This window comes from Comamonas sp. C24C (genome assembly GCF_053345995.1).
Window position 1 is genome coordinate 89,698 of sequence record NZ_JBKFBC010000014.1, and the last position, 24,653, is coordinate 114,350.

Below are 24,653 nucleotides of genomic sequence, written 5' to 3' on the forward strand. Positions count from 1 at the left end.
GCAAGGGGGCGGCCCCCCGCGCGCGATACCGCAGCAATAGCCGTGCTATTGCGAGGATTCGCGCGGCCGGCGAGGCAACGCCGCAAACCGCCCGCAAACCCTCTGTCCCGCAGGGTTGGGGCGAAATCGGACGATTTCTGCGCGCTGACTCTTGCTTGCACCCCGGTGCAAGCGGCGAGCCAACGCTTTGAACTCATCCCGATTGCGCTTCAACGCGACTGCGTAGAGATCGTCAATACGTTCTTAACCCAGCTGGATGGGGCCCTGATGGATATGGCAGCCGGTACGCTGCAGCAGCTCGCCAAAGGCGTCGGACATCAGATAGTCGAACTCCACGGGGCGCTGCCTGCCTATGGCATCGCCCTGCACCACGCCGCTGGCCGGGTGGCACATCAGCAGGCCGCCAGCCGCCATATGCGGCAGCCAGCCGGCCATCTGCCTGCCATAGCTGGCGGTGTCGGGGGCATCAAAGCCATAGACACCGCCAAAGCCATGGTTCATGGGGATGTCTGCATGGCGTAGCCGTCTGGTGGTGGCCCAGCCGCCCAGCAAGGCGATGATGGCGGCCTTGGGGCTGCGCCACAGGCCTGCGGCCGGTGCCGTGGAGCGCACCCAGGGCATCTCGTGTGCGGCGTAGCGGGCCTGGAGTTCCTGCTGCATGGCCGCTCGCAGACCCGGCAACTGATGCACATGCTGGTGGCCGTCGATGAAGTCCGGGGCCGTGCCCATGACCTGCTCGAAAGCATCGAGCTGTTCGCGCCAGGCCTGGCGCATCAGTTCCTGCGGCATCTGCCGTGCATAGGCCTGGCGCAGCACCGTGCCCAGCGCCTGGGCTCCATGCTGTCCGCCATGGTCTTCGGTCAGGTTGAAGTGCAGACCCACCGAGAGCCGGGGACGCAACTCCCGCAATGCCGGCGCGGCTTGCGGCCAGAGTGGCGAGGTGGTCATGCAGCTGGTGGCCGACAGACGACCGGCAAGCGTCAGCTGCTGCACGGCGTCGTCCACCAGCGGATGCAGGGCGTAATCGTCGGCACACAGCAGGATGGCACGGGAGGTTTTCATGTGATTCATGCGGCGCTGCTTGCCTTGAAGGCCCAGAACTTGCTCATGACAAAAGTGCCTATGGCCACCAGCACCAGCACGGCGGCCAGGCTCCAGAAGTAATGCCAGTGCAGCCAGTTCAGGGCGATGTAGTACAGCGCCTCGTTGGCGACAAAGGAAAGACAGGCCACGGCAAAGAATTTCGCCACCACCGGCCAGCCCCTGGCCTGGGCTGCTGAAAAAGTGAGCAGGGCATGACCGTTGTAGCTGACCACAAAGGCCACGAGAAACGCCAGCACATTGGCCCCGAGCGGCGGCAGGCCCAGCAGTGATACCAGCAGGCCGACCACCGCCAGATGCGTGGCTGCTGCCGAGCCGCCCACCAGCACGAACTGCAGCAGCTGCGGCAGGCGGCGCAGTCTTTGCAGCGCGCCCACGATCACGATGGCTCGCGCAGCGGACTGCGGTCTTCATCATGGGCCACCAGGTAGATGGGGCGGCGCTTGACTTCTTCGTAGATGCGACCGATGTACTCGCCAAGAATGCCGATGGACAGCAACTGCACGCCCGAGAACAGCATGATGCTGGCCGCCAGTGTGGGCCAGCCGCGCAAAGGGTTGCCAAAGAACAGGGCTTCGACCGCAATCCACAGGCCATAGGCCAGAGCCAGCAGGGAAATGCCCGCCCCCACCATGCTCCAGACACGCAGGGGCAGGGTGGTGAAGGAGGTCAGTCCCAGGAGGGCCAGAGACCCCAGGCGGCGCAGATTGAAGCTGGAGCTGCCTGCCGCACGGTCTCGGGGAACAAAGGGCAGGGCGACGGTCTTGAAGCCGACCCAGGCGTACAGACCCTTCATGAAGCGATTGTTCTCCGGCAAAGCCTTGAGGGCATCGACGACCTTGCGGTCCATCCAGCGGAAGTCGCCTGCGTTCGGCGGCATCTTGACCGAGCTGCCCGAGTTCATCACACGGTAGAACAACTGGGTGCCCATGCGCTTGGCGCCACTTTCTGCGCCGCGGTCGGCGATCACGCCATATATCATCTCGTAGCCCGATTGCCACAGCCCATGCATTTCGGCCAGCATCTCGAGCGGATGCTGGAAGTCGGCGTCGATCAGCAGCACGGCATTGCCCCGGGCATGGTCTATGCCGGCAGACAGGGCGGCTTCCTTGCCAAAGTTGCGCGACAGGGCCAGATAGCGCAGCGGCAGCTCCTGGGCCAGACGCAGGCTCAGCTCATGCGTGGCGTCACGGCTGCCGTCGTTGACCACCACGATCTCGAAATCGGGCGTCAAGGCCCTAACCGTTTCGGCCAGCGCACGCAGAAACCCCTCGATATTGGCTTGTTCGTTATAGGCCGGCACCACGCAGCTCAGCCTCAGCGGCTGGCGCGGCAACTGGGCTGGCGGGGCTGCGGGAGCATATTCGGCGTGAAAATCGGTCATGGGGCAGGATTTTCGCGCAAGTCTGTAACTGCTTGCTGGGCCGGCCACGGTTTGCACTGCTTCAAAAAGGCCGTCGTTATACTCACGCCCCTACTGCTCCTGCTTCTTTCCTGATCGTCTGATGACCGCTGCTCAACGCGAATCTCTTGTTCTTGGCGGCCGTGCCGTTGCCGCCTTGCTCGCCGTATACGGCGTGATCTGGCTGGCCATTCACTGGGTGACCGCCCTGGCCGCGCCCGGGGACAACGTGGAGCAGCTGATCTGGATTCACTCCCTGGAGCTGGGCTATTTCAAGCATCCGCCGATGCCGACCTGGATCATGGCAGCCTCCGCGGCTGTCTTTGGTCCGTCCATAGGGCTGACCTATGTGCTGGGCGGCGTGCTCACACTGGGCTCATTGGCGATTTTCTGGAAGCTGTTGTGTGATATGCGGGGCCGGGCCTATGCGACCGTGGGCCTGCTGGCGGCGCTGAGCATCACCTTCTATTGCGGGCGGCTCTACTACTACAACCACAACGTCGTGATGATGCTGTGGATTTCGCTGGCCGTGGCGCTGACCTGGCATGTCACGCGCAAGCCGTCCCTGGCAGCTTGGGCCTGGCTGGGCCTGGTTTCGGGCCTGGGCATGCTCAGCAAATACCAATATGTGCTGGCGCTGGGCGTGATCGGCCTGTGGTGGCTGCGCATTGGCGCCTGGAAGAACCCGGTGCATGTCAAAGGAGCAGCGCTGGCTGCTGCGGTCGGCCTGCTGGTACTGTCTCCTCATCTGTACTGGCTGAAAACCCATGACTGGATGCCCATGCATTACGCAGAGCGCACGTCCCTGGGTCTGCATCTGGATACGGCCGCGCGCATCAAGATGTCCTGGACGTTTGCGGTGGACTGGATCTTCAACCGCTGCATGCCTGCCTGGATCGTGCTGGGTGTGGCTCTCTGGTGGGGGCGCCGCAGGGCAGGCAAGACTGGAGCGCAGACTGCGCCCGTAAAGGAGGTGCCAGTCGACGCGGACAGGATGCTGCGCGAGTTCTGGCTGCTCTGGGGCCTGGTGCCGCTGCTGGCCATGCTGGTGCTGTGCCTGTTTACGGGCTCCTATCTGCACCTGCAATGGGGTACGGCCTTCATGTTCCTGTGCGTGCCGGCCGTCATGGAGTGGGCGCGCTCGCCACGGAGCTGGGGTGCCGCCGGGGACTTGCGTGCCGCCTGGCTGACGTTTGGGGTTCTGCAGGCGCTGCTGCTGCTGCAGTTCTGGCTGGCTTCGCCCATGGGGCTGTCGGGCTACAAGAGCACCCATCAGAACCATATCCCCGTGGACAAGATCGTGGAAGGTCTGGCGCCGGCGGCGCATCAGGCACTGGGCGGCCCTGTGGACATCATCATCGGCCCGCAGGCGCTGGCCGGGCGTATTGCGATGGAGCTGCCCGAGCGTCCGCGCGTCTACGTGGAGCGCAATCTGCAATACAGCCCCTGGATTCGTGAGGAAGAGTTGCCGAGCGCCCGCATCATCGAGGTGGCAGTGGCCCCGGACCCATTGCCTGAGGGCTTTACCCGCGCCTATGGTGTCTGGGCCTGGCGGCCGGTGAAGATCGCCAAGGGCGAGCACTGAGACCTGCCAAAACAAGAAAAGGCGAGCCTCTGGCTCGCCTTTTTGCTGGAGTTGCCGATTCGAGCCTAGCTGGCTGCGTGATAGATGCGTGCGCGGCCGGTCTGCGATGCGCCGCGCAGGCTGCTTTCGTAGGTGCTGTCTTCGGCCGCGGGCACCAGTGCCTTGGTACGGCGCTGGTTGAGCACGGAAAGCCTGGCCAGCTGGTCACGGACCAGGGAGATTTCGCGGTCCAGATTCTGTGCGCGCTCGCGCAGCGCAGGCGTCCAGTCGTCGGCCGAGAAGCGCTTGGCGAGCTGGGAGAACGCCACCATGGCGTCCCGCAGGCGGGTGCTGGACTGCTCCAGCGCGGATGCGTCCGGTGACTGCAGCGATGCCGAAACGGTCTGAATCACCGCATCCAGCGAATCGAGCATTTCCTGCAAGGTCATCGGGTCAGCCTCTGTTCGGGGGTTCAGCCGCGGGCGTGAACCAGGAATTCTTCGGTATTGGCCAGCAGCTTGTCTGCCACGGCCTCGGCGTTGACGCGGAAGCTGCCATTGGCAATGGCTTCGCGCATGGCCTTGACGCGATCGGCATCAAAGTCGGTGTTGGTGCGGCTTTGGCTGTCCAGGGCGCGGGCCGAGGACGAAAAGGACACGGGCACGCCGGCGGCGCGCTCGGACAAGCCTTTGGTCGATTCTTCGGTGGCAACCGTGGTTGCGGATTTCGGGGCCTGCTTGGCGGCTGCGGCGGTCTGCTGCAGGTCCGGCTTATTGCCTATCTTCATGCTGGTTCTCCAATCGCCCTGTATCGGCGTAGGGCGCTGTAGCCTTGCTTTCGACAAGGGCGCGTAAAACTTGAGGAATATTTGGCACGGTCTTTAAAGTGAGTATGCACTCTCTTGTTATTGAACCAGAACCACGCCACTGGCATTGACCGTTCCTGTGACAAGGCGGCCATTATCCATGCGAACCCGTACCTGTTGCCCTTCTCCGGCTGCAGCCATCGCCTTGCCCGAGCCGGCAACGCTGAAACCGCCACCGTTGACCATCACCTGCACGGGCGATCCCGCAGTGAACAGGGCCGGCGGGCGCACCATGTTCTGGCGCAGAGCCTGCCCCGATGTCAGCGGACGCGCCGCGACCATGCCGATGAAATCCTCTGCATTGGCGAATACGGCAGCGCTGTCTTCGGCCCAGTCCACTTCTGCGGGGACGGCGTCCTCGGCGCTCAGCGTCTTGCCGGCGGGAATATTGCCCTGCGCCACCCAGGCCGGGCCATAGGCTCGCACGGTGATGGGAAGGAACACGTTCCAGGGCACGCTGCCCTGCACGCAGCGCAGGCCCAGCCGGGTGCGACCCCAGAGGCGACTGCCCGCAGGCAGATAGGGCTCGACCTTGGCGCAGGCTGCCAGTCGCAGACGCGAGTCCAGCTGGCCCATCTGGACCTCCATGCGCAAAGCCATGCCGTTGCCGGCCTGCACGGTCTCCGCCGATGGCTGGTGCAAAGCCGCATCGACAAAGCGCTGTCCGATCTGGCTGAGCTGCGCCGCGCCATCCTGGGCCTGTGCGCCAGCCGTCAGCAGCAGCGCGCCCAGACCCCATGCCGCAGCCAGGCCTTGAGAGGGGCGAAGGCGCAGAGACAGGGAAAAGCGGCCAGACATGCATCAATCCTTTGAAGTATCCGCAGTCACAAGGCTGCAGACGATGCTTGCAAATATAGGCGCGACCCGGCTTGCGCAATGGCTTGAAGTGCCAGCGCAATACCGCTTTCTTCGCGCTTTAGTTTGCGCTGCCGATTTTCATAATCCTCGCATGCCGCAGTCCGTGGGCTCCGGCATCCCCGAATTCTGAAAGCGAGGCCGCAATGCTGAACAAAATGACCGAACGACTGGACTTCCAAAGCGAGGCGCTGCTGCTGCGCGCCGAGCGCCAGCGTGCGATTGCCAGCAATATCGCCAATGCCGACACCCCTGGTTATGTGGCGCGCGACTTCAATTTCCGCGAAGCCTTGATGGCCGCGACCAGCGGGCCCAAGCCCTTGACCCAGGCCAGCGTCACGACGGCAGGCCATATCCCGCTGCAGGCGCAGATGTCGGACGAGGCACTCAAGGCCAAGCTCGGCTATGCGGTCAATTCCCAGCCCAGCCTGGACAACAACACCGTGGATCTGGATCGCGAGCGCGCCAACTTTGTCGACAACTCCGTGCGCTACGAAGCCACGCTGCGCTTCATCAACGGCCAGGCCAAGACCATGCTCAGCGCCATTCAAGGCCAGTAAGCCCAGGAGCTAAACCATGTCCATGTTTTCCATCTTCAATATCTCGGGCAGCGCGGTCAGCGCCCAGTCCCAGCGTCTGAACGTGGTGGCCTCCAATCTGGCCAACGTCGATGCCGTGGCCGGCCCCGATGGCAGCGTCTACAAGGCGCGCCAGGTCGTGTTCCAGACCGTGCCCATGGGCAATGACGGCAGCGCAGGCGTCAAGGTCAACGCCATCAGCGAGGACAACACGCCCGGACGCCGCATCCACGACCCCAGCAATCCGCTGGCCGATGGCGAGGGCTATGTCACCCACTCCAACGTGAGCGCCGTGGACGAGATGGTCAACATGATCTCGGCGTCACGCTCCTATCAGAACAACGTGGAAGTCATGAACACGGCCAAGACGCTGCTGCTCAAGACTCTGCAAATGGGCCAGTAAGCCCGGGAACACACACATGATCTACGGCGCAAGCAGCGTGGACGGCACCACGACCAACACCACCAGCAATACCAAGAACTCGGTAACCGACCCCAACGAGGCGCAGGACCGTTTCCTCAAGCTGCTGGTGGCCCAGCTCAACAACCAGGACCCCATGAATCCCATGGACAACGCGGAAATGACCTCGCAGATGGCGCAGATCAACACCGTGACTGGCATCCAGCAGCTGAACCAGACCATGGCTTCCATGTCCAGCCAGTTCTCCGCGATGCAGGTGCTGCAAGGCACTTCCATGATCGGGCGCACGGTGCTGACCGAGGGCAACACCCTGGGCGTGGCGGCCGATGGCACGCATACCGCTGCCTTCGATCTGGAAAACCAGGCGGCCAGCGTCAAGATCCAGATCACCACGGCCAGCGGCGAGCTGGTGGACACCATCGATCTGGGTGCCGGCGCGGCCGGTCGCAACTACTTCACCTGGGAAGGCAAGGACAAATACAGCGGCGACTCCTCGCAGCTGCGCTACAGCGTGGTGGCCACCAATGGCACGACCGCCGTGGCATCCACACCGCTGGCGCCTCATGCCGTGATCGCCGCCAGCTCGGCCAACGGCGCGCTGTCGCTGGAACTCGATAACGGCAGCAGCGTGGCTTATTCCGGCATCAAGGCCGTTTACTGATTGAGGAGCACATCATGGGTTTTCAACAAGGTCTTTCGGGCTTGAACGCCGCCAGCAAGAATCTGGACGTCATCGGCCACAACATCGCCAACTCCAACACCACGGGCTTCAAGGCATCGCGCGCCGACTTCGCTGAAATGATCGCCAGCGCCATCGGTTCGGCCAGCGGCCAGAGCAGCGGCATCGGCGTCAACGTGGCCGCCGTGTCCCAGCAGTTCCGGCAAGGCTCCATCACTTCGACGGGCAACAACCTGGACCTCGCCATCAACGGCAACGGCTTTTTCGTCGTCAAGCAAAGCGACGGCAGCATCGCCTATACGCGCGCCGGCAACTTCGGTCTGGACAAGGAGGGCAACCTCAAGACCGTGGACAACGACAATGTCATGGGCTATGTGGTCGATCCTACGACCGGCAAGATCCAGTCGGGCGCCACTCCCGTGCCGATGAGCTTTCCCACAGGGCAGCCGATTCCTGCCAAGCAGACCTCCACGGTGAATGTGGAGCTGAATCTGGATGCGCGCGCCACGGATGCTGCCGGCGACGCCACAGCCACGCCGCCGGTGGCTGCCACGCCGCGTGCCACCTATGGCACCTCGCTGAATGTGTATGACACCCAGGGCACGGCCATTCCCGTCAATCTGTATTTTGAGAAAGACGCCACAGGCAACACCTGGAACATCTTCAACTCGCTCGATGCCTCGGCCACTCCCATCGGCACGGCCGTGTTCGATGCCAGCGGCAAGCTCACCAGCGTCACCCCGAATGCCCCGACCACAGGATCTGGCACCACGCTGGACCTGAGCATCAGCGGCGGCACAGCCAACCCCAACGGCCTGCAGCCCTTCAATGTCGCGTTCGATTTCGGTGGTCTGACCCAGTTCGGCACCAAGTTCGCCGTCAGCAGTCTCAAGCAGGACGGCTACACCTCGGGCGCACTGACCGGCATCAATGTGGGCCGCGACGGCTCCATCGTGGCTTCCTACTCCAACGGCGTCACGCGTACCGAAGGCCAGATCGCCCTGGCTGCCTTCACCAATACCCAGGGTCTGGGCTCCATCGGCAACAACAAATGGGTGGCCACCTCTGATTCCGGCCCTGCGCTTAATGGTTCGGCCCAGACCGGCACCTTTGGCTCGCTGCAGTCGGGCGCGCTGGAAGAGTCCAACGTGGATCTGACGGCCGAGCTGGTCAACATGATGACGGCACAGCGCTCCTACCAGGCCAACGCCCAGACCATCAAGACGCAGGATCAGGTGTTCTCCACCCTGGTGAATCTGCGTTAACGGACAAGCCTCTGAGGCGCTTTGGGCCTCACCCCGGACGCGCTGGCTGAGCGCCGGCATCCGGGGGAGGCGGAAAAAGCGAGTGATTTGACGCAAGAAAGGTCAGCATGGACAGAATAATTTATACGTCGATGACGGGGGCCAATGCGGCTGCCCAGCGTCAGGCCGTGCTGGCCCACAATCTGGCCAATGCCGGCACCAACGGCTTTCGCGCCGAGATGTCCACCTTCCGCTCGGTGCCGCTGCAGGGCACGGGAGCCGGCACGCGCGTGTTTGCGCTGGAGGCCACCTCCGGCTATCAGGACACTCCCGGCCCGGCCCAACGCACCGGCCGCGCGCTGGATGCCATGGCCATGGGTCGCGCCTGGTTTGCCGTGCAGGGGCTCGATGGCCAGGAAGCCTACACGCGCAACGGCGTGTTCGAGATCTCGCCCGAAGGGCAACTGGTCAACAGCAACGGCCAGGCCGTGCTCTCCGACGGCGGTGCGCCCATCGATATCCCGCCCGAGTCCACGATCTCCCTGGGCTCAGACGGCACGCTGACTGCCAAGATGGGCAACCAGTTGCCTGTGGCCGTGGGCCGAGTCAAGCTGGTCACGCCGCCCGTCGACGAGCCGCTGGTGCGCGGCGATGACGGCTTTTTTCGCGCGGCCCAGGGCGATGCGCTGCCCAACGACGAGACGGCACGCCTGCTGTCGGGCTCGATCGAAGGCTCGAACGTGAACTCCGTCGAAACCATGGTCGGCATGATCGCCGCCTCGCGCCAGTTCGAGCAGCAGATGAAGCTGCTGCAGACCGCAGAAACCAACGATAAATCCGCCAGCCAGCTGCTGAGCATGAACGGCTGATAGCCAAAGGAATACGTCATGATCAATTCGCTGTTCATTGCCAAGACCGGCATGGAAGCCCAGCAGACGCAGCTGGACGTGATCTCGCACAATCTGGCCAACGTCTCCACCACGGGCTACAAGCGCGCGAATGCGGTCTTCGAGGATCTGATTTATCAGAACCTGCGCCAGTCGGGTTCGCAGACCACCGAGCAGAACCAGCTGCCCACAGGCTTGCATCTGGGCCTGGGCGTGCGCACCGTGGCCACCAGCCGCAACTTTCTGCAGGGCAGCCTGCAGCAGTCGAGCAATGCGCTGGATGTGGCGATCAACGGCAACGGCTTCTTTGAAGTCAACATGCCCGACGGCACGATTGCCTATACCCGCGACGGCTCGTTCGAGGTCGATTCCCAGGGTCAGCTGGTAACGTCCAGCGGCCTGCCCGTGGCCAACGGCATCACCATCCCTCAAGGCGCGACCAAGGTGTCCATCAGCCATGACGGCGTGGTCAGCGTCACCATGCCCGGCCAGGCTGCGCCGCAGCAGGTGGGCAATATCGCGATGAGCCAGTTCATCAATGCCGCAGGCCTGGAGCCGCGCGGCCAGAACCTCTACGTCGAGACCGCCTCCTCGGGACAGCCCCAGCAGGGCACGCCCGGCACCAACGGCCTGGGCACGATTCAGCAGGGCTATCTGGAAGCCTCGAACGTGAACGTGGTTCAGGAGCTGGTGACCATGATCCAGACCCAGCGCGCCTACGAAATGAATTCCAAGGCGATCCAGACTTCCGACCAGATGCTGGCCAAGCTGGCACAGCTCTGATTGATCACCATGTATTGAGGAGCAGCTTGCGCTTGATGTATATGGTTTTCAGGTTAATTTGATGCTGATTTCCATTCAGGGTAAGCGCTAAAAGCTCTGATTTCAATAGCGTGCATTGCGCACGCAGGGCACAAGGGGCGAAGCGCCTGACTGCCAAGGACTTGCCGCCATGTTCAAAGCCATTGTTTCCCATTGCCCGACGGTCTGTGCCCTCACTGCGGCCCTGCTGGTTTCGGGCTGCGTCACGCTCAATCCGCCGCCGCCGGTGGACATGCCCTCGACGGCGCCTCCCGTGCTGCAGCCGCGCGAGCAGACGGCCCAGAATCCCACCGGCAGCCTGTTCAATGCCAGTCGCTACCGCCCCATGTTCGAGGATCAGCGCGCCCGCATGGTGGGCGACTCGGTGACGGTGCAGATCGTGGAGCGCGTTTCGGCCAGCCAGAGCACGGATTCCAAGGTCGGGCGAGCCAACGAGCTGAGCACGGGCATCACCTCGCTGCCGCTGCTCAGGGGCGGCGCCGAGAAGACGGTGGCCGATGCGCTCACCCTGGGGGCCGAGAGCAAGAACGACTTCAAGGGCTCGGGCGCCACCACCAGCAACAATACCTTCACAGGCTCTATTGCCACCACCGTGGTCGATGTGCTGCCCAACGGCCATCTGGTGATTGCCGGCGAGAAGCAGATCGGCGTGAACCACAACGTCGATGTGCTGCGTTTCACGGGCACGGTGGACCCGCGTTCGCTGCGTCCGGGCAGCACCGTGGCATCGACTCAGGTGGCCAATCTGCGCGTCGAATCGCGCAGCCGTGGCCAGGCCGGTGAAGCCCAGTCAATTGGCTGGTTGTCCCGGTTCTTTTTGAACGTTATGCCGTTCTGATTCTTCCGAGAATGGGCAGTATGAAAGTACTGTCCACGCTCCTGTCACTGCGCCCTGCGCACACCGCCTTGCTGGTGGTCGCAGCCCTCGGCGCCAGCGGGCTCACCCTGCCTGCGCATGCCACACGCATCAAGGAGGTTGCCGCCATCCAGGGCGTGCGCAGCAACCAGTTGACAGGCTACGGTCTGGTGGTCGGCCTCGACGGCACGGGCGACCAGACCACGCAGATGCCCTACACCAAGCAGGCGCTGGCCAATTACCTGGAGCAGATGGGCATCGCCCTGCCGGCCTCGGGCAATGCGGCCCAGCTGCAGCTCAAGAACGTGGCGGCGGTGATCATCACGGCCGAGCTGCCAGCCTTCGCACAGCCCGGCCAGGCCATCGACATCAATGTCTCCTCCATGGGCAACGCCAAGTCGCTCAAGGGCGGCACGCTGGTGGCGACACCGCTGCGCGGCGCGGACGGAGAGATCTACGCGCTGGCCCAGGGAAATGTGGTGGTTGGTGGAGCCGGGGCTGCGGCCGGCGGCTCCAAGGTGCAGGTCAATCACCTGAACGCGGGCCGCGTGCCGCAGGGCGCGCAGGTGGAGCGTGCCGTGCCCACCCCCGTCAACCAGGGCAACACGATCACGCTGGGCCTGAATCAGACCGACTTCCAGACTGCCGACAAGATGGTGCGCGCCATCAACCAGCGCATGGGTGCAGGTACGGCCATGGCACTGGACGGGCGCACGGTGCAGGTCAATGCACCCATCGACCCGGGCTCGCGCGTTCGCATGATTGCCGAGATTCAGGAGATGCCCATCGAGACCTCCAAACCGGCGGCCAAGGTGGTCATCAATGCCCGCACCGGCTCCATCGTGCTCAATCAGGCGGTGACCCTGGGCCCCTGCGCGATTGCGCACGGCAACCTGTCCATCACCATCAGCACCACGCCGGTCATCAGCCAGCCCGCACCGTTCTCGCAGGGACAGACCGTGGTGGCGCAGAAGTCCGATATCCAGGTCAAGCAGGAGCCCGGCAAGGTCATCAACATGCCCAATTCGCCCCAGCTCACCGATGTGGTGCGGGCGCTGAATTCACTGGGCGCCACGCCGCAGGACCTGCTGGCCATCCTGCAGGCCATCAAGGCCGCGGGCGCCATGGACGCCGAGCTGGAGGTGATATGAGCACGTCATTGCCCCATTCTTCATCGCTGGCGGCCAGCAATGCGCTAGCTGTCGATGCACGTTCGCTCAATGCGCTCAAGACGGCGGCCGGCGAGAACAGCCCGCAGGCTGCGCGCGAGACTGCCAAGCAGCTCGAATCGCTGTTCATGCGCGAGATGATCAAGAGCATGCGCGAGGCGACCATGAAGTCCGGCCTGCTCGACAGCGCGCAGGGCAATCTCAGCACCGACCTGCTGGATCAACAACTTTCGGTGGCCATGGCGGGACAGCCCGGCGGTCTCACCGATGCCATCAGCAAGCAGCTGGCACGCAGCATGGGAGTCGACGCCGCCGAGGATGCTGAAATTGCCGTGCCTTCCACCTTGAGCCTGAGCCGCAATGCCTGGCGCAATGTGGGCAGCAACGGCGCCTGGAGCGGCAGCCGCAGCCAGGCTGCGCAGACGATCAATGCCTATGCACCGGCTCCCAAGGGACGCGACAACTTCGTCACGGCGCACACCGGTGCGGCCCAGCGCGTGGCCAGCGAGAGCGGCATCCCGGCCCACTACATGATCGGCCAGGCCGGGCATGAGACGGGCTGGGGCAGGAGCGAGATCCGCAACAAGGACGGCAGCAACTCGTTCAACCTGTTCGGCATCAAGGCCGGCGGCAGCTGGACGGGCAAGGTTGCCGAAGTCACGACCACCGAATACATCAATGGCGCGCCCAAGAAGGTGACGGCCAAGTTCCGCGCCTATGACTCCTACGAGGAGTCCTTCCGCGACTACGCACGCCTAATCGGCAGCAATCCGCGCTACGAAAAAGCCATGGCCCAGACCGGTTCTGCCCAGGCCTATGCCAGCGAGCTGCAAAAGGCCGGCTACGCCACCGATCCGGCCTATGCGCAAAAGCTCAGTCGCGCCATCCAGAGCGTGGCCCAGGTCACAGTCGCCAACGCCGGCAGCACCAACGTCGCAAGCCGTCTGGGCGCCAGCGCCCGTGCCGCCCAGATCAACAAGATCACCGAGAACCAGTCATGAGTCTTCTGAACGTGGGCGCACGCGCCCTGATGGCCAACCAGATCGCCCTGCAAACCACAGGGCACAACATCGCCAACGTCAACACCGCGGGCTACTCACGCCAGAGCGTGGCCTTCCAGACCTCGGCGGGTCAGAACATCGGCAACGGCTATATCGGCAACGGCGCCGATGTGGCGACCATCCTGCGCAACTTCAGCGAGCTGCTCAACCGCCAGGCTACTGCGGCCACCGCCGCCAGTGCCGCAGACTCCGCGCGTTCGAACTCGCTCAATCAGCTGCAGGAGGTGTTCTCCGGCGGAACCAACGGTCTGGGCGCGGCCATCAACGACATGATGAATGCGTTTGCCGATGTGAGCAGCGCTCCTACCGACTCTTCGGCACGTCAGGTGGTGCTGACGCGCATGAGCGAACTGGCTGCGCGCTTCCGTTCGGCTTCGGCCCAGCTCGACGAGATGGACTACAGCACGCGTCAGCAGATGAGCAATGACGTGAATGTGGTCAACAGCCTGTCCGAACAGGTGGCGGCGCTCAATGGCCAGATCAGCAGCGCCATCGCCACGGGCCACACGCCCAATGACTTGCTTGATCAGCGCGACCAACTGGTGCGCGACATCAACAAATACGTGCAGACCTCGCAGGTCGACGCTGGCGATGGTTCCATCAGCCTGTTCGTGGGCGGCAGCCAGCCACTGGTACTGGGGCAGAGCGCGGCCAAGCTCAGCCTGCAGGAGTCCACGCAGTACCCCGGCAGCGGCAAGATGAGCCTGTATTTCCAGCAGCAGGGCGGGCAGCCTGTGGAGCTGACTCCGGCCATGGCTGGTGGCGGCGAGATTGCCGGTCTGCTGCAGTTTCAGAACAACGACCTGAGCGAGGGGCGCAACCTGCTGGGGCGCATGGTGATCTCGATCGGCGATACGCTCAATACGCAGAACCAGCTGGGCCTGACCTTGTCGGGGCAGAAGGGCGGGGCGCTGTTCAATATTCCGATGACGACCACGGGCTCCACCACGGGGGCTCAATGGGTACAGCCCGATACGCCCACGGTCACGGTCAAGGACTCGAGCGCGCTCAAGGCTTCGGATTACAAGATCGTCTTTGGCAACGATGCGCCCAAGGGCAAGGTAGTGCGTCTGTCGGATGGCCAGACCACGGCCTTCAACGATCTGACGGATCTGCGTGGCATGACGATTGACGGTCTGCAGTTTGATCTCAATAACGATGGTCAGGCCGGCCAGTCCGTGCTGTTCAGTCCTGTGGCATCGGCGGCGCACGATATTCAGACCATGGTGCATTCCGGCAACGATCTGGCGGTGGCCAATCCGGTGTCGGCCAAGATCAACTCGCTGGGCGATGCCGCCGTCCGCATGTCCAGCCTGAAGGTGGAGAAAGGCTTTGATGCCTCTACCTTCCCGGCGGGCACAACCCTGTCCTTCGCACCCGATGGGGCTGGCGGGATGACCTATACCATCACTCCGACCCCCAGCGGCGTGGCTGCGACAGGCGCCTATATCTCCGGGCAGGCGATCGAGCTGGCTCCGGGGCTCAAGGTTACTCTCACCGGAACGCCTGCGGTGGATGGCGCCACCAGCGATACCGTGAGCTTCGGCCCCAACAGCTTCTACAGCTCGGACACGGGCAATGCCAGCTCCTTTCTGTCGCTTCGCGACGCCGTGATCTTCGATGGCGCGACCACGCTCAGCGACGGTTTTTCCACCGCCATGGCGCAGATTGGCACGCGCACGCAAAGCGCGGCCTATGCGGCCAAGCTGTCCGAATCGATTGCCAAGAATCTGGAAGGCGATCGCACCGCCATGTCCGGTGTGAATTTGGACGAGGAAGCGGCCAAGCTGCTGCAGTACCAGCAGTCCTACCAAGCGTCAGCCAAGATGCTGCAGGTAGCCCAGGGAATTTTTGACAGCGTGATCCAGGCCGTTGGCCGTTAACCCCCTACAGCCGGAGAACAGGCATGAGCATCAACCGCATTGGCACGGCCAATATGTATGACAGCACCATCAACAACTTGGGCTCGCGTCAGAGCAGTCTGGTGGACCTGATGGAGAAGACCACGGCGGGCAAGCGGGTGCTGCGCGCCAGCGACGATCCCGTGGCCGCGGCCCAGGCCGAGCGTGCACGTACCCGCATCAGTCGCTCTGAAAATGACCAGCGCGTGCTCGGCGCCCAGCGCGATGTGATTGCCCAGGGTGAGTCCGAGCTGGGCAAGGCTCACGATGCTCTGCTGGATTTTCGCGATCTTCTGCTGCAGGCCGGCAACGGCTCGTACGACCAGGTGGCGCGCGATGCGCTGGTCCAGCAGATGCAGAGCCTGCGTGATCAGATTCTCGGCTATGCCAACGCCAAGGATTCCAACGGCCTGCCCATTTTTCGTGGGCTAGGCAGCCCTGACACGCCGTTGCAAAGCACACCTCCGGGATCGAGCAGCCAGCTCAACCCGGGCCAGAACACCGGCAGCGACAACGGCTTGCCCATCTCGCTGGATGGCCATGCAGCCTGGCTGAACGTGCCTACCGGCAACGGGGTGTTTGTGGTCAATGGCGCGGCCTCCAACTCCGGCAAGGCCTGGGCGGATCTGGGATCGGTCACCGACCCGAGCCAGGTCACTGGCGATAGCTATACCCTGGTGTTCACCAAGGATCCGAGCAGTGGCGAGATTAGCTACGAGATCAACTCCAGCTCTGCCACGGCGACCAATCCCGTGGTTACAGCCACACCTTACAAGGAAGGGCAAGCGATTACCGTCGGTGGCCAGCAGATCAGCGTCAAGGGAACTCCGGCTGACGGCGACAGCTTCACCATGTCTCCGAGTACACGCACCGATATTTTCAGCGTGCTCGATCAGGCCATTGCCACGGTCAAGGGCGGCACGACGGGATCGACCGCATTGCAGCAGGGCCTGGGGCGCGCCCTAGGCGAACTGGACTCGGGCATGAACCGGGTGCAGGCCATGCGCAGCTATGCTGGCGACCAGCTCAATCGCGCAGACAGCCTGGAGTCCAACATGAAGGATCAGGCGCTGACGCAGGAAGGAGCCCGTTCGCGTGCCGAAGATATCGATATGATCACGGCGCTGTCGCAGGTGGAGACGCAGAAGGTGGGCTTGCAGGCCGCCCTGCAATCTTATGCGCAGATGCAGAAGCTTTCGCTGTTTAACTACATCGGCTGATTTTCGCGGGCTCTGCCCGTCTTGATGTCTCGTCGTTCATCTGTCCAAATCCTCCATGACCCAGTCTGCCCTCAGCTCTTTGACTCTTGGTTATCGACCGCTCTGGGGACGTACGCGACGCCTGGCAGGAATTCAGCTTTATGTGCATGAGGACTCTGGCAGCTCTGCCGACATGGCGCATTTTCTGCGTACCGTGGACGAGATCTGGAGTCGTCAGGCGCCGCCGCTGCTGATATCGCCACAGTCCCGCCAGGTTCTGTGCAATCTTCTCGAACATGCACCTCAGGGTAGCCCCTGGATCGAGGTGCGTGGCGACTGGCTGCAGCAGGATGAAGGTATTTACGAGCTGGTGCAGAAGGCCAAGGCGCGCGGGCTGATGCTGGTCTGGGGAGGATCGCTGGCCGATGTGCCCGATGCCGATGCAGCGCGCTGCTTTGCCAGCAGCCTGCTGAGCCTGCCGCCAGAAGGAGCTGCGGGACTTCCCAATGTGGTGCGCCCAAGCCAGCAGACAAAGGATGCAGACAAGGAGGCCGCTTCGGGATTTTTTGCCACCCAGCCCCTGAATCTGCTGGACGGCCAGATGTACCAGAGTCTGCAGAGCCTGGAGCTGGCGCGATCCTGTCTCGACGAGCACGAGGCGGCCGCCGTGGCCGGCTGGCCCGTGGCAGACACCATGCAGGCTTTTCGGCTGCAGCAGCCCCAGCCCTCGCGCGATGCGCTCTTCAGGCTCATGAAGGCCATCGACAAGGAACAGTCCCTGGATGTGATGGAAGAGATACTGGGTTCGGACCCGGTGCTGGCCTATCGCTTTCTGCTCTATACCAACTCGGCCGCGCTGGGCCTGCGCCGCGGCGTGGACTCGCTGCGCCGCGGGCTGGTGATGCTGGGGCTTGGCACGCTGGAGCGCTGGCTGGCCGACCAGCTGCCCCATGCATGCACCGAACAGGACCTGGTGCCTCTGCGCACCCAGGTCGTGCTGCGCGCCAGGCTGGCCGAGCAACTGATCGAGGCCGGGGTGAGCCTGGATCTGCAGCGCGAGATGTATCTGTGCAGCCTGTTCTCGCAGCTGGATCTGCTGCTGCATGAGCCGGTTGCTACCATCTTGCGACGCACACCGCTGAACGAGCGCATCTTCGATGCCATCGTCACGCGCACCGGTCCCTATGCTGCCGTGCTGCAGATGAGCCAGGCCTTGGAGAGCCGCGACCCTGCGCCCATCCGGCAGTTGCGCGAGCAGGAAGAGTGGGAGGCCGAGGACCTCAACCGGATGCTGCTGCGCATGCTCAGTGAACTCAGGCTGGGCATGCCCCAGGCTCAGACCTGAGTGCCTGGATGAAAATTCACTGAAAGCAGGCTCTATCCCATTGCAGATGGTGTATGGTAGCTATCAAATTGATGGCTATGCTGTGGGGCAGAGTCGTGCATAAGCAGGGCTTGGCTGCCGCTTATCCACGCATTGCAGGGGCGCCGGATTCGGACAATTGGGACATCCAATCCGTCCGTGCGCCATGTCCGAATCCCAAGACAAAAACCTGCCCGCCACCGAACGCAAGCTGCAGAAGACGCGTGAAGACGGCCAGGGTGCGCGCTCGCGCGATCTGTCGCACCTGGCAATTCTGGGCACGGGCGCTTTGCTGGTGCTGATGGGCACCCAGCCCATGATGAATCACCTGCGCGAGGCCATGGCCCAGCAACTGGTGTTCAATGCCGCGGCAGCCAAGACCCCGGCGCTGATGCTGGAGCGCTTTCAGTCCATGCTGATGCTGGGTCTTGGAATTTCCGTGATCTTTGCGCTGGTGACCACCACGGCCTCGGTGTTGTCCGGCGTCGCGGCAGGTGGCTGGATCTTCAGCTTCAAGCCCATTCAGCCGCGCTTTGGCAAGCTCAACCCCTTGTCTGGCCTCAAGAATCTGTTCTCCAAGCAGCAACTGACCACGGTGGTCAAGATGGTGTTCCTGACCATCGTGCTGAGCTTCGTGGCCTGGAAGTACATGAGTGCCAATATTGCCGAGATTGCATCGGTTTCGGCCCAGCCATCGCCCATGGCACTCGCCATGGTGGGTTCCTGGCTGACCACGGGCGTCACCCTGCTGTTGATCGTGGTGTTGCTGGTGGCCCTGATCGACGTGCCACTACAGGCTTTTCTCTTCAAGTCGCGCCTCAAGATGAGTCATGAGGAAGTCAAGCAGGAGCACAAGGAGTCCGAAGGCAACCCGCAGCTCAAGGGCAAGATTCGCCAGAAGCAGCGTGAGATCGCCGACCGGGCCAGCGTCTCGGCCGTGCCTAGAGCCGACTTTGTGGTCACCAACCCTACCCACTATGCCGTGGCGCTGCGTTATGACGACGCCACCATGGCAGCGCCCCAGGTGATCGCCAAGGGCACGGATCTGGTGGCGCTCAAGATTCGCGAAATCGCGGGCGCGCATCAGATTCCGGTGCTGGAGTCGCCTATGCTGGCGCGCGCTCTCTATGCCCATGCCGATCTGGATCAGGCCATCCCCGCCGCGCTCTACACGGCCGTGGCCCAGGTGCTGGCCTATGTCTATCGTCTCAAGGCTGCACTGAGCGGCCAAGGGCCCATGCCCGATGCCCTGGGCGAGCCCCCCGTGCCCGTGGAGCTGGATCCGCACCGTGGTCGCACCCCGCCTGCGGCGGTCGATGCTGCTGCGCAGCAAGAAGGTAATCTGTGATGTCGTCGAATCGTCTGCAACTGCTCCAGAAGTGGTCTGGCTCCAATGCCGGTGCCCTGCAAGGGATGACTGCTCCCATTCTGGTGGTGGCCATTCTGGGCCTGATGGTGCTGCCTGTGCCGCCCTGGCTGCTGGACACCTTCTTCACACTCAACATTGCCGTGGCGCTGATGGTGATGATGGTGGCGGCCTACATGATCAAGCCGCTGGATTTCGCGGCTTTCCCTTCGGTGCTGCTACTGACCACGCTGATGCGCCTGTCGCTCAACGTGGCGTCGACGCGCGTGGTGCTGATGGAGGGCCACACCGGCCCCGGCGCTGCGGGCGCGGTGATCGAGGCTTTCGGCCACTTCCTGATCGGCGGCAACTTTGCCGTGGGTCTGATCGTGTTCAGCATTCTGGTGGTCATCAACTTCGTGGTGATTACCAAGGGTGCAGAGCGTATTGCCGAAGTCTCGGCCCGCTTCACACTGGACGCGATGCCCGGCAAGCAGATGGCCGTGGACGCCGATCTGAACGCCGGCCTGATCGACGAGAAGGAAGCCAAGCGCCGCCGTGCCGAAGTGGGCGAGGAAGCCAATTTCTTCGGCTCCATGGACGGTGCCAGCAAGTTTGTGCGCGGCGACGCGATTGCCGGCATCCTGATTTTGGTGATCAACGTCATCGGCGGCCTGATCATCGGCATGGCCCAGCACGGCCTGACCGCGGGCCAGGCGGCCGACAGCTACATCCTGTTGGCCGTAGGCGATGCGCTGGTGGCGCAGATTCCGGGTCTGCTGATCTCGGTGGCATCGGCTATGGTGATCTCGCGCGTGGGCAAGGAATCCGATATGGGCCGCCAGATCGTGCAGCAGCTGTTCATGTCGCCCAAGGTGCTGGGCATTACGGCCGGCGTGATGATCCTGCTGGGCCTGATTCCCGGCATGCCGCATCTGGTGTTCATCAGCATGGGGGCCTTGCTGGGCTGGGGGGCCTGGATGCTGGACAAGCGTGAGAAAGCCCGCGTCGCAGAAGAAAGCAGCGCCGCGGCGCCCCAGCAGCAGGCTGTGCAGGGTGACGGCGAAGCGAGCTGGGACGATCTGCAACCCGTGGATCTGCTGGGCCTGGAGCTGGGCTACCGCCTGATTGCCCTGGTGGACAAGAGTCGTCAGGGCGACCTGCTGACGCGTATCAAGGGCGTGCGCCGCAAGTTTGCGCAGGAGGTGGGCTTTCTGCCGCCGGCCGTGCATGTGCGCGACAACCTTGAGCTCAAGCCCAGCGCCTATCGCATGACGCTGCGCGGCGTCATGGTGGGTGAGGGCGAAGCCTTCCCCGGCATGTTCCTGGCCATCAACCCCGGCGGCATCACCACGCCGCTGATCGGCACGGCAACGACCGATCCGGCCTTCGGCCTGCCCGCGCACTGGATTGACGAGCGGCAGAAGGAAGCGGCACAAATGGCCGGTTTTACCGTCGTTGATTCGGAAACCGTGATGGCGACGCATTTGTCACACTTGATGCAAGTGCACGCGGCCAAGCTGTTGTCTCGTACCGAGACGCAGCAGCTCGTTGACCATGTGGCCAAGCTGGCCCCCAAACTCATCGAAGAAGTCATCCCGAAAATGGTGCCCATCACAACGTTCCAGAAAGTGCTCCAGCTGCTGCTGGAGGACTCTGTGCACATTCGTGATATCCGCACCATCATCGAAACGCTGGCCGAAAACGCCACGCAGACGGCCGATCCGGTGGAGCTGGCGCGTCGCGTGCGCATTGCGCTGTCGCCTGCCATCGTGCAGCAGATCTACGGTCCAACCCGCGAGCTCAACGTGATTGCCATCGAGCCCGGCCTGGAGCGTCTGCTGGTGCAGGCACTGTCGAACCCCAATGCGCCATCGCTGGACCCCGGCGTGGCTGAAATCCTCACACAAAAAGCGGTCGACGTGGCCAACCAACAGGAAGAGCTGGGCCTGCCCGCCTGCCTGCTGGTGCCGGACGTCATCCGCAACTCTCTTGCCAAGCTGCTGCGCCGTGTGGCGCCGCGTCTGCAGGTGCTCGCGCACAGCGAGATTCCCGAGACGCACACCATCCGCATCGGCCCGATTCTTAAAGGTGCAACCGCATGAATATCAAACGCTTTTACGCCCCGACTGCCCGCGAGGCCCTGGCCAAGGCGCGCATGGTTTTTGGCGACGGCACCCTGATTCTCTCCAACCGCCAGACGCCGGACGGAGTGGAAGTCATGGCCACGGCCGAAGAGACCCTTCAGGACATGGATGCCGGCATGCAGACCGGCTCGCCCCTGCAAAAAGCGCTGGAGCGCCGCGCAAGCGACGAAGGCATGAGCCTGCGCAAGGAACACTCGCCTCTGGCTCCCGCTGCTGCCAGGCGCAGCCAGGGCGGCGAAGCCATGAGTACGCTGGAGCATGTGCAGGCGCGCCAGACGGCCAAGGAAGAGCAGGCCCGCGAAATGCAGATTCAGGCCAAGCCGGTCAAGGCCATCAATGAGCTGGCCCAGCATTCCGTGCAGGACGATGTGGAACAGCTGTCCATGAGCACGCTGACTTTCCAGGACTATGTGCGTGAACGCATGCTGCGCCGTCGCCATGAGTCCTCGCTGGACAGCAGCGAAGCACTGCCCACTTTTGCCCAGCGCGTGCAGGAGCGCAACAACGAGCGCCCCGCCATGGCAGCCAAGTCTCAGACGGCTAGCGCTGCGGTGGTTCGCCATAATCCTCTGCGCCCCGAGAAGATTCAGCTCAAGGAAAGCGCCAGACCTGCGCCCGTCGCTGCCCCCCAGAACTTCATGCAGGAGATGCAGTCCATGAAGGATCTGATCGAGGAGCGCTTCAACACGCTTACCTGGCTGGGCCAGACGCGTCAGAACCCGATCCAGTCCAGCCTGATGCACAAGCTCATCCGTGCCGGATACTCGCCCGCACTTGCACGTGCACTGATCGAGAAGCTGCCCGAGACGCTCTCCGCCGGCGACGCCGTGCGCTGGCTGATGCAGGTGCTGGAGCGCAATCTGCGCACCGATGCAGCCCAGCCTGCCATCTACGAGCAGGGCGGTGTGTTTGCCCTGGTCGGTGCGACCGGCGTGGGCAAGACCACCACCACGGCCAAGCTGGCGGCGCTGTGCGCGGCCAAGCACGGTCCTGCATCCGTGGGTCTGATCACGCTGGATACCTATCGCATCGGTGGCCATGACCAACTGCGCACCTATGCCCGCATGCTGGGCATGGTGGCCCATCAGGCCCATGACAAGGCTGCGCTGCAGGACCTGCTCGGTTTGCTGCAAAGCAAGAAGATGGTGCTGATCGACACGACCGGCGTGGCCCCGCGTGATCCGCGCAAGGACGAGATCATGGATGTGCTGGCCATTGAAGGCGTGCAGCAGCTGCTGGCTGTCAACGCGGCCGCTCAGGGCGATGCGCAGGACGATGTCATGCAGGCCTTCAAGGCGCGCGGGTCGCAACACGCCATCCTCACCAAGGTCGATGAAGCCGTGAAGGTCGGTCCCTCGGTGGATACGCTGATTCGTCATCAGATCCAGCTGCGCGGCGTGACCAATGGCCAGCGCGTGCCCGAAGACTTCGAGCGCGCCAATGCGCAACTGCTGGTCTCGGCCTCCATGCGCTCGGCGGCCAAGTCGGCCTTTGATCCGCAGTCGCTGGATCTGGACTTCTTCTTCACCCCTTCGTCCGCCACCAGCGCAGAGGCTGCCTATGCTTGAGCGTCGCTCGCCATTGCATCAGGGCATGGCTCTGCATGTGAGCGATGCCAGCACCGCCGGCTTGCGCGTGCTCGCCGTGCTGCACAGCGCATCGGGTGCGGCTGCCGAGCAGGCCGTGCTCTGGCCGCTGTGCGCCCAGTTGCAGCGCTTGGGGCAGAAGGTGCTGGTGCTCGATGGCAGCCAGGCCGAATCCTTTCATACGCCAGGTCTTGCCCAACTGCTGGCGCAGCATGCCTGGCAGGCTCAGGCGGGACTTCGCGCAAGCGTCGGCGACGCCCTGTCGGTGGCCAGCCTGCCCGCGCGACTGGGCCTCAAGCAGCTCAAGGCCTCTGCCGACGAGATGGGGCTGGACATGCTGACAGCCCTGCAAGCCTATGTGCGCGGCTACACCACCGTTCTCATCTATGCGAGCAGCGAGACCCTGACGCCGCTGCTGCAAGGCCAGGGCCTTCAGCCGCTGCTGGTTGTTCCGCCCGATTCCGAACACCTCATTGAAAGCTACCGTCAGCTCAAGCATCTGGCCTTGTTTGCCGGTGTGGAGTGCACGATTGCTGCACTGGAGGCACCGCTCGCGGCTGATGGTCCGCAGAAATACGACTGGAGCCGCAAGCAAAGCAGTTCACGGACCGCCCAGCAAAACGCTCAGACACGCCTGCAGCGCCTGAATGCACTGCTACAGTGTTCGCAGCGCCATCTGGGCGACGCCCCGGTGCTCATGCGCTTGCGCTGGCGTCAGGCCAGCGATCTGCATCAGCTCACGCTGCACATGCTCAAGACGGCCTGCATCCTGCCCATGCATGCCCAGCCCACCACGGCTGCTGCATCTGAATCTCTTGTCTGGAGCCATTGACTGCCATGTACACCGCCAAAGGCCAACTCGACCGCGACGCGCTGATTCGTCAGCATGTGCCGCTTGTGCGTCGAATTGCCTTGCACATGATCGCCAAACTGCCACCGAACGTCGAGCTGGATGATTTGATCCAGGTGGGCATGATCGGTCTGGCCGAAGCGCTGTCGCGCTTCGAGAGCGAGCAAGGCGTGCAATTCGACACTTTCGCCAGCCAGCGCATCCGTGGCGCCATGCTGGACGAACTGCGCGAAGGCGACTGGATGAGCCGTAGCTCGCGCAAAAGCCAGAAGGAAATCGAGCAGGCGCTCAACCGGCTGGAGCAGCGTCTGGGTCGGCCTCCGCTGGAGTCGGAAATCGCAGCCGAGCTGGGCATGGCCCTGGACGACTATCAGTCCCTGCTGGGCAAGGTGCGGGGCACGCAACTGGTCTATCTCGAGGACATAGGCGGCGGTGACGGCGACGATGGCGACGACTATTTGGAGCGGCATGTGGCTGACTCCGGTGTCGACCCCTTTGCCTTGCTGCGTGACCAGCGCATGCGCTCCGCATTGGTCGAGGCCATCAAGGCCCTGCCGGAACGTGAGCAATATGTGATGGGCATGTACTATGAGCACGACATGAACCTCAAGGAAATCGCCGCCGTGCTCGGCGTGACCGAATCGCGGGTCTGCCAGCTGCACAGCCAGGCCATCGCCCGTCTGCGCACCAAGATGCGCTCGCATTGATCACCTGAAACGGTCCACCAGGAGCGGGCCGTTCATCACAAACAAAGCCGA

The 24,653-nt window shown here is 63.3% G+C and carries 25 protein-coding genes; 19 read left to right on the top strand and 6 right to left on the bottom strand.

Annotated elements, in window-relative coordinates; all coding sequences use genetic code 11:
* Positions 1-243: 243 nt before the first annotated feature.
* Genes ACLBXN_RS21850 through ACLBXN_RS21860 form a run of 3 tightly spaced genes read right to left on the bottom strand, consistent with a single transcriptional unit; the run spans position 244 to position 2,485 of the window.
* Complete coding sequence (locus ACLBXN_RS21850) at positions 244-1,071, bottom strand: ChbG/HpnK family deacetylase (RefSeq protein WP_447613551.1); 828 nt, start codon at positions 1,069-1,071, stop codon at positions 244-246.
* Positions 1,068-1,484 (bottom strand): GtrA family protein, encoded by a 417-nt coding sequence (locus ACLBXN_RS21855; RefSeq protein ID WP_043006490.1) that lies wholly within the window; start codon positions 1,482-1,484, stop codon positions 1,068-1,070. Before ACLBXN_RS21855 ends, ACLBXN_RS21850 begins: the two co-directional genes overlap by 4 nt.
* The gene (locus ACLBXN_RS21860; protein ID WP_447613552.1) at positions 1,481-2,485 is read right to left on the bottom strand and encodes a glycosyltransferase family 2 protein; all 1,005 of its coding nucleotides are present in this window, start codon (positions 2,483-2,485) and stop codon (positions 1,481-1,483) included. The genes ACLBXN_RS21855 and ACLBXN_RS21860 overlap by 4 nt, the downstream gene beginning before the upstream one ends.
* 121 nt (positions 2,486-2,606) lie before the next feature.
* Here ACLBXN_RS21860 and ACLBXN_RS21865 point away from each other — a divergent pair, with 121 nt between their 5' ends.
* A complete protein-coding gene (locus ACLBXN_RS21865) occupies positions 2,607-4,088 on the top strand; it encodes an ArnT family glycosyltransferase (protein WP_043006488.1) in 1,482 nt (493 codons plus the stop codon).
* 65 nt (positions 4,089-4,153) lie between these two features.
* Here the strand turns inward: ACLBXN_RS21865 and ACLBXN_RS21870 are convergent, their stop codons facing one another.
* The 3 genes from ACLBXN_RS21870 to flgA all read right to left on the bottom strand — a co-directional run bounded on the left by ACLBXN_RS21870 (position 4,154) and on the right by flgA (position 5,730).
* Entirely contained in the window at positions 4,154-4,516 is a 363-nt protein-coding gene (locus ACLBXN_RS21870) for a hypothetical protein (RefSeq protein WP_167011068.1), read from the bottom strand.
* A gap of 23 nt (positions 4,517-4,539) precedes the next feature.
* Positions 4,540-4,854: a flagellar biosynthesis anti-sigma factor FlgM gene (gene flgM, locus ACLBXN_RS21875; protein ID WP_003065535.1), complete on the bottom strand. Its 315-nt coding sequence runs from the start codon at positions 4,852-4,854 to the stop codon at positions 4,540-4,542.
* A 117-nt stretch (positions 4,855-4,971) separates the two neighbouring features.
* Positions 4,972-5,730 carry a flagellar basal body P-ring formation chaperone FlgA gene (flgA, locus tag ACLBXN_RS21880; RefSeq protein ID WP_211459864.1) on the bottom strand — a complete coding sequence of 253 codons (759 nt, stop codon included), beginning with the start codon at positions 5,728-5,730 and terminating at the stop codon, positions 4,972-4,974.
* Here flgA and ACLBXN_RS21885 point away from each other — a divergent pair.
* The 18 genes from ACLBXN_RS21885 to ACLBXN_RS21970 all read left to right on the top strand — a co-directional run bounded on the left by ACLBXN_RS21885 (position 5,729) and on the right by ACLBXN_RS21970 (position 24,602).
* Positions 5,729-5,920 carry a hypothetical protein gene (locus ACLBXN_RS21885; RefSeq protein WP_167011074.1) on the top strand — a complete coding sequence of 64 codons (192 nt, stop codon included), beginning with the start codon at positions 5,729-5,731 and terminating at the stop codon, positions 5,918-5,920. The genes flgA and ACLBXN_RS21885 overlap by 2 nt on opposite strands.
* 13 nt (positions 5,921-5,933) lie before the next feature.
* A complete protein-coding gene (gene flgB, locus ACLBXN_RS21890) occupies positions 5,934-6,347 on the top strand; it encodes a flagellar basal body rod protein FlgB (protein ID WP_003059206.1) in 414 nt (137 codons plus the stop codon).
* A 16-nt stretch (positions 6,348-6,363) separates the two neighbouring features.
* Positions 6,364-6,768, top strand: a complete 405-nt coding sequence (gene flgC, locus ACLBXN_RS21895; protein ID WP_003059205.1) for a flagellar basal body rod protein FlgC — start codon at positions 6,364-6,366, stop codon at positions 6,766-6,768.
* Positions 6,769-6,784: 16 nt separating this feature from the next.
* A complete protein-coding gene (locus ACLBXN_RS21900) occupies positions 6,785-7,447 on the top strand; it encodes a flagellar hook assembly protein FlgD (RefSeq protein ID WP_043006485.1) in 663 nt (220 codons plus the stop codon).
* A gap of 14 nt (positions 7,448-7,461) precedes the next feature.
* A complete protein-coding gene (flgE, locus tag ACLBXN_RS21905) occupies positions 7,462-8,730 on the top strand; it encodes a flagellar hook protein FlgE (RefSeq protein ID WP_447613553.1) in 1,269 nt (422 codons plus the stop codon).
* Positions 8,731-8,837: 107 nt separating this feature from the next.
* Positions 8,838-9,578, top strand: coding sequence for a flagellar basal body rod protein FlgF (locus tag ACLBXN_RS21910; protein WP_003059202.1), 741 nt, complete (start codon positions 8,838-8,840; stop codon positions 9,576-9,578).
* A gap of 18 nt (positions 9,579-9,596) precedes the next feature.
* Positions 9,597-10,379, top strand: a complete 783-nt coding sequence (gene flgG / locus ACLBXN_RS21915) for a flagellar basal-body rod protein FlgG (protein WP_003059201.1) — start codon at positions 9,597-9,599, stop codon at positions 10,377-10,379.
* A 169-nt stretch (positions 10,380-10,548) separates the two neighbouring features.
* Entirely contained in the window at positions 10,549-11,256 is a 708-nt protein-coding gene (locus ACLBXN_RS21920) for a flagellar basal body L-ring protein FlgH (RefSeq protein WP_211459866.1), read from the top strand.
* A gap of 20 nt (positions 11,257-11,276) precedes the next feature.
* Positions 11,277-12,425: a flagellar basal body P-ring protein FlgI gene (locus ACLBXN_RS21925; protein ID WP_054073443.1), complete on the top strand. Its 1,149-nt coding sequence runs from the start codon at positions 11,277-11,279 to the stop codon at positions 12,423-12,425.
* A complete protein-coding gene (gene flgJ / locus ACLBXN_RS21930) occupies positions 12,422-13,444 on the top strand; it encodes a flagellar assembly peptidoglycan hydrolase FlgJ (RefSeq protein ID WP_053281776.1) in 1,023 nt (340 codons plus the stop codon). Before ACLBXN_RS21925 ends, flgJ begins: the two co-directional genes overlap by 4 nt.
* Positions 13,441-15,387: a flagellar hook-associated protein FlgK gene (gene flgK / locus ACLBXN_RS21935; protein ID WP_447613555.1), complete on the top strand. Its 1,947-nt coding sequence runs from the start codon at positions 13,441-13,443 to the stop codon at positions 15,385-15,387. The genes flgJ and flgK overlap by 4 nt, the downstream gene beginning before the upstream one ends.
* 23 nt (positions 15,388-15,410) lie before the next feature.
* Entirely contained in the window at positions 15,411-16,625 is a 1,215-nt protein-coding gene (gene flgL, locus ACLBXN_RS21940) for a flagellar hook-associated protein FlgL (RefSeq protein ID WP_447613556.1), read from the top strand.
* Positions 16,626-16,680: 55 nt separating this feature from the next.
* A complete protein-coding gene (locus ACLBXN_RS21945) occupies positions 16,681-17,949 on the top strand; it encodes an HDOD domain-containing protein (RefSeq protein WP_343679034.1) in 1,269 nt (422 codons plus the stop codon).
* 184 nt (positions 17,950-18,133) lie between these two features.
* On the top strand, positions 18,134-19,315 hold the full coding sequence (locus ACLBXN_RS21950; protein ID WP_447613557.1) for an EscU/YscU/HrcU family type III secretion system export apparatus switch protein: 1,182 nt from the start codon (positions 18,134-18,136) through the stop codon (positions 19,313-19,315).
* Positions 19,315-21,417: a flagellar biosynthesis protein FlhA gene (gene flhA / locus ACLBXN_RS21955; protein WP_211459876.1), complete on the top strand. Its 2,103-nt coding sequence runs from the start codon at positions 19,315-19,317 to the stop codon at positions 21,415-21,417. The genes ACLBXN_RS21950 and flhA overlap by 1 nt, the downstream gene beginning before the upstream one ends.
* Positions 21,414-23,027 carry a flagellar biosynthesis protein FlhF gene (flhF, locus tag ACLBXN_RS21960; RefSeq protein WP_447613558.1) on the top strand — a complete coding sequence of 538 codons (1,614 nt, stop codon included), beginning with the start codon at positions 21,414-21,416 and terminating at the stop codon, positions 23,025-23,027. Before flhA ends, flhF begins: the two co-directional genes overlap by 4 nt.
* The gene (locus ACLBXN_RS21965; RefSeq protein WP_447613559.1) at positions 23,020-23,877 is read left to right on the top strand and encodes a hypothetical protein; all 858 of its coding nucleotides are present in this window, start codon (positions 23,020-23,022) and stop codon (positions 23,875-23,877) included. The genes flhF and ACLBXN_RS21965 overlap by 8 nt, the downstream gene beginning before the upstream one ends.
* A gap of 5 nt (positions 23,878-23,882) precedes the next feature.
* Positions 23,883-24,602, top strand: coding sequence for an RNA polymerase sigma factor FliA (locus ACLBXN_RS21970; protein WP_447613560.1), 720 nt, complete (start codon positions 23,883-23,885; stop codon positions 24,600-24,602).
* Positions 24,603-24,653 lie beyond the last annotated feature (51 nt).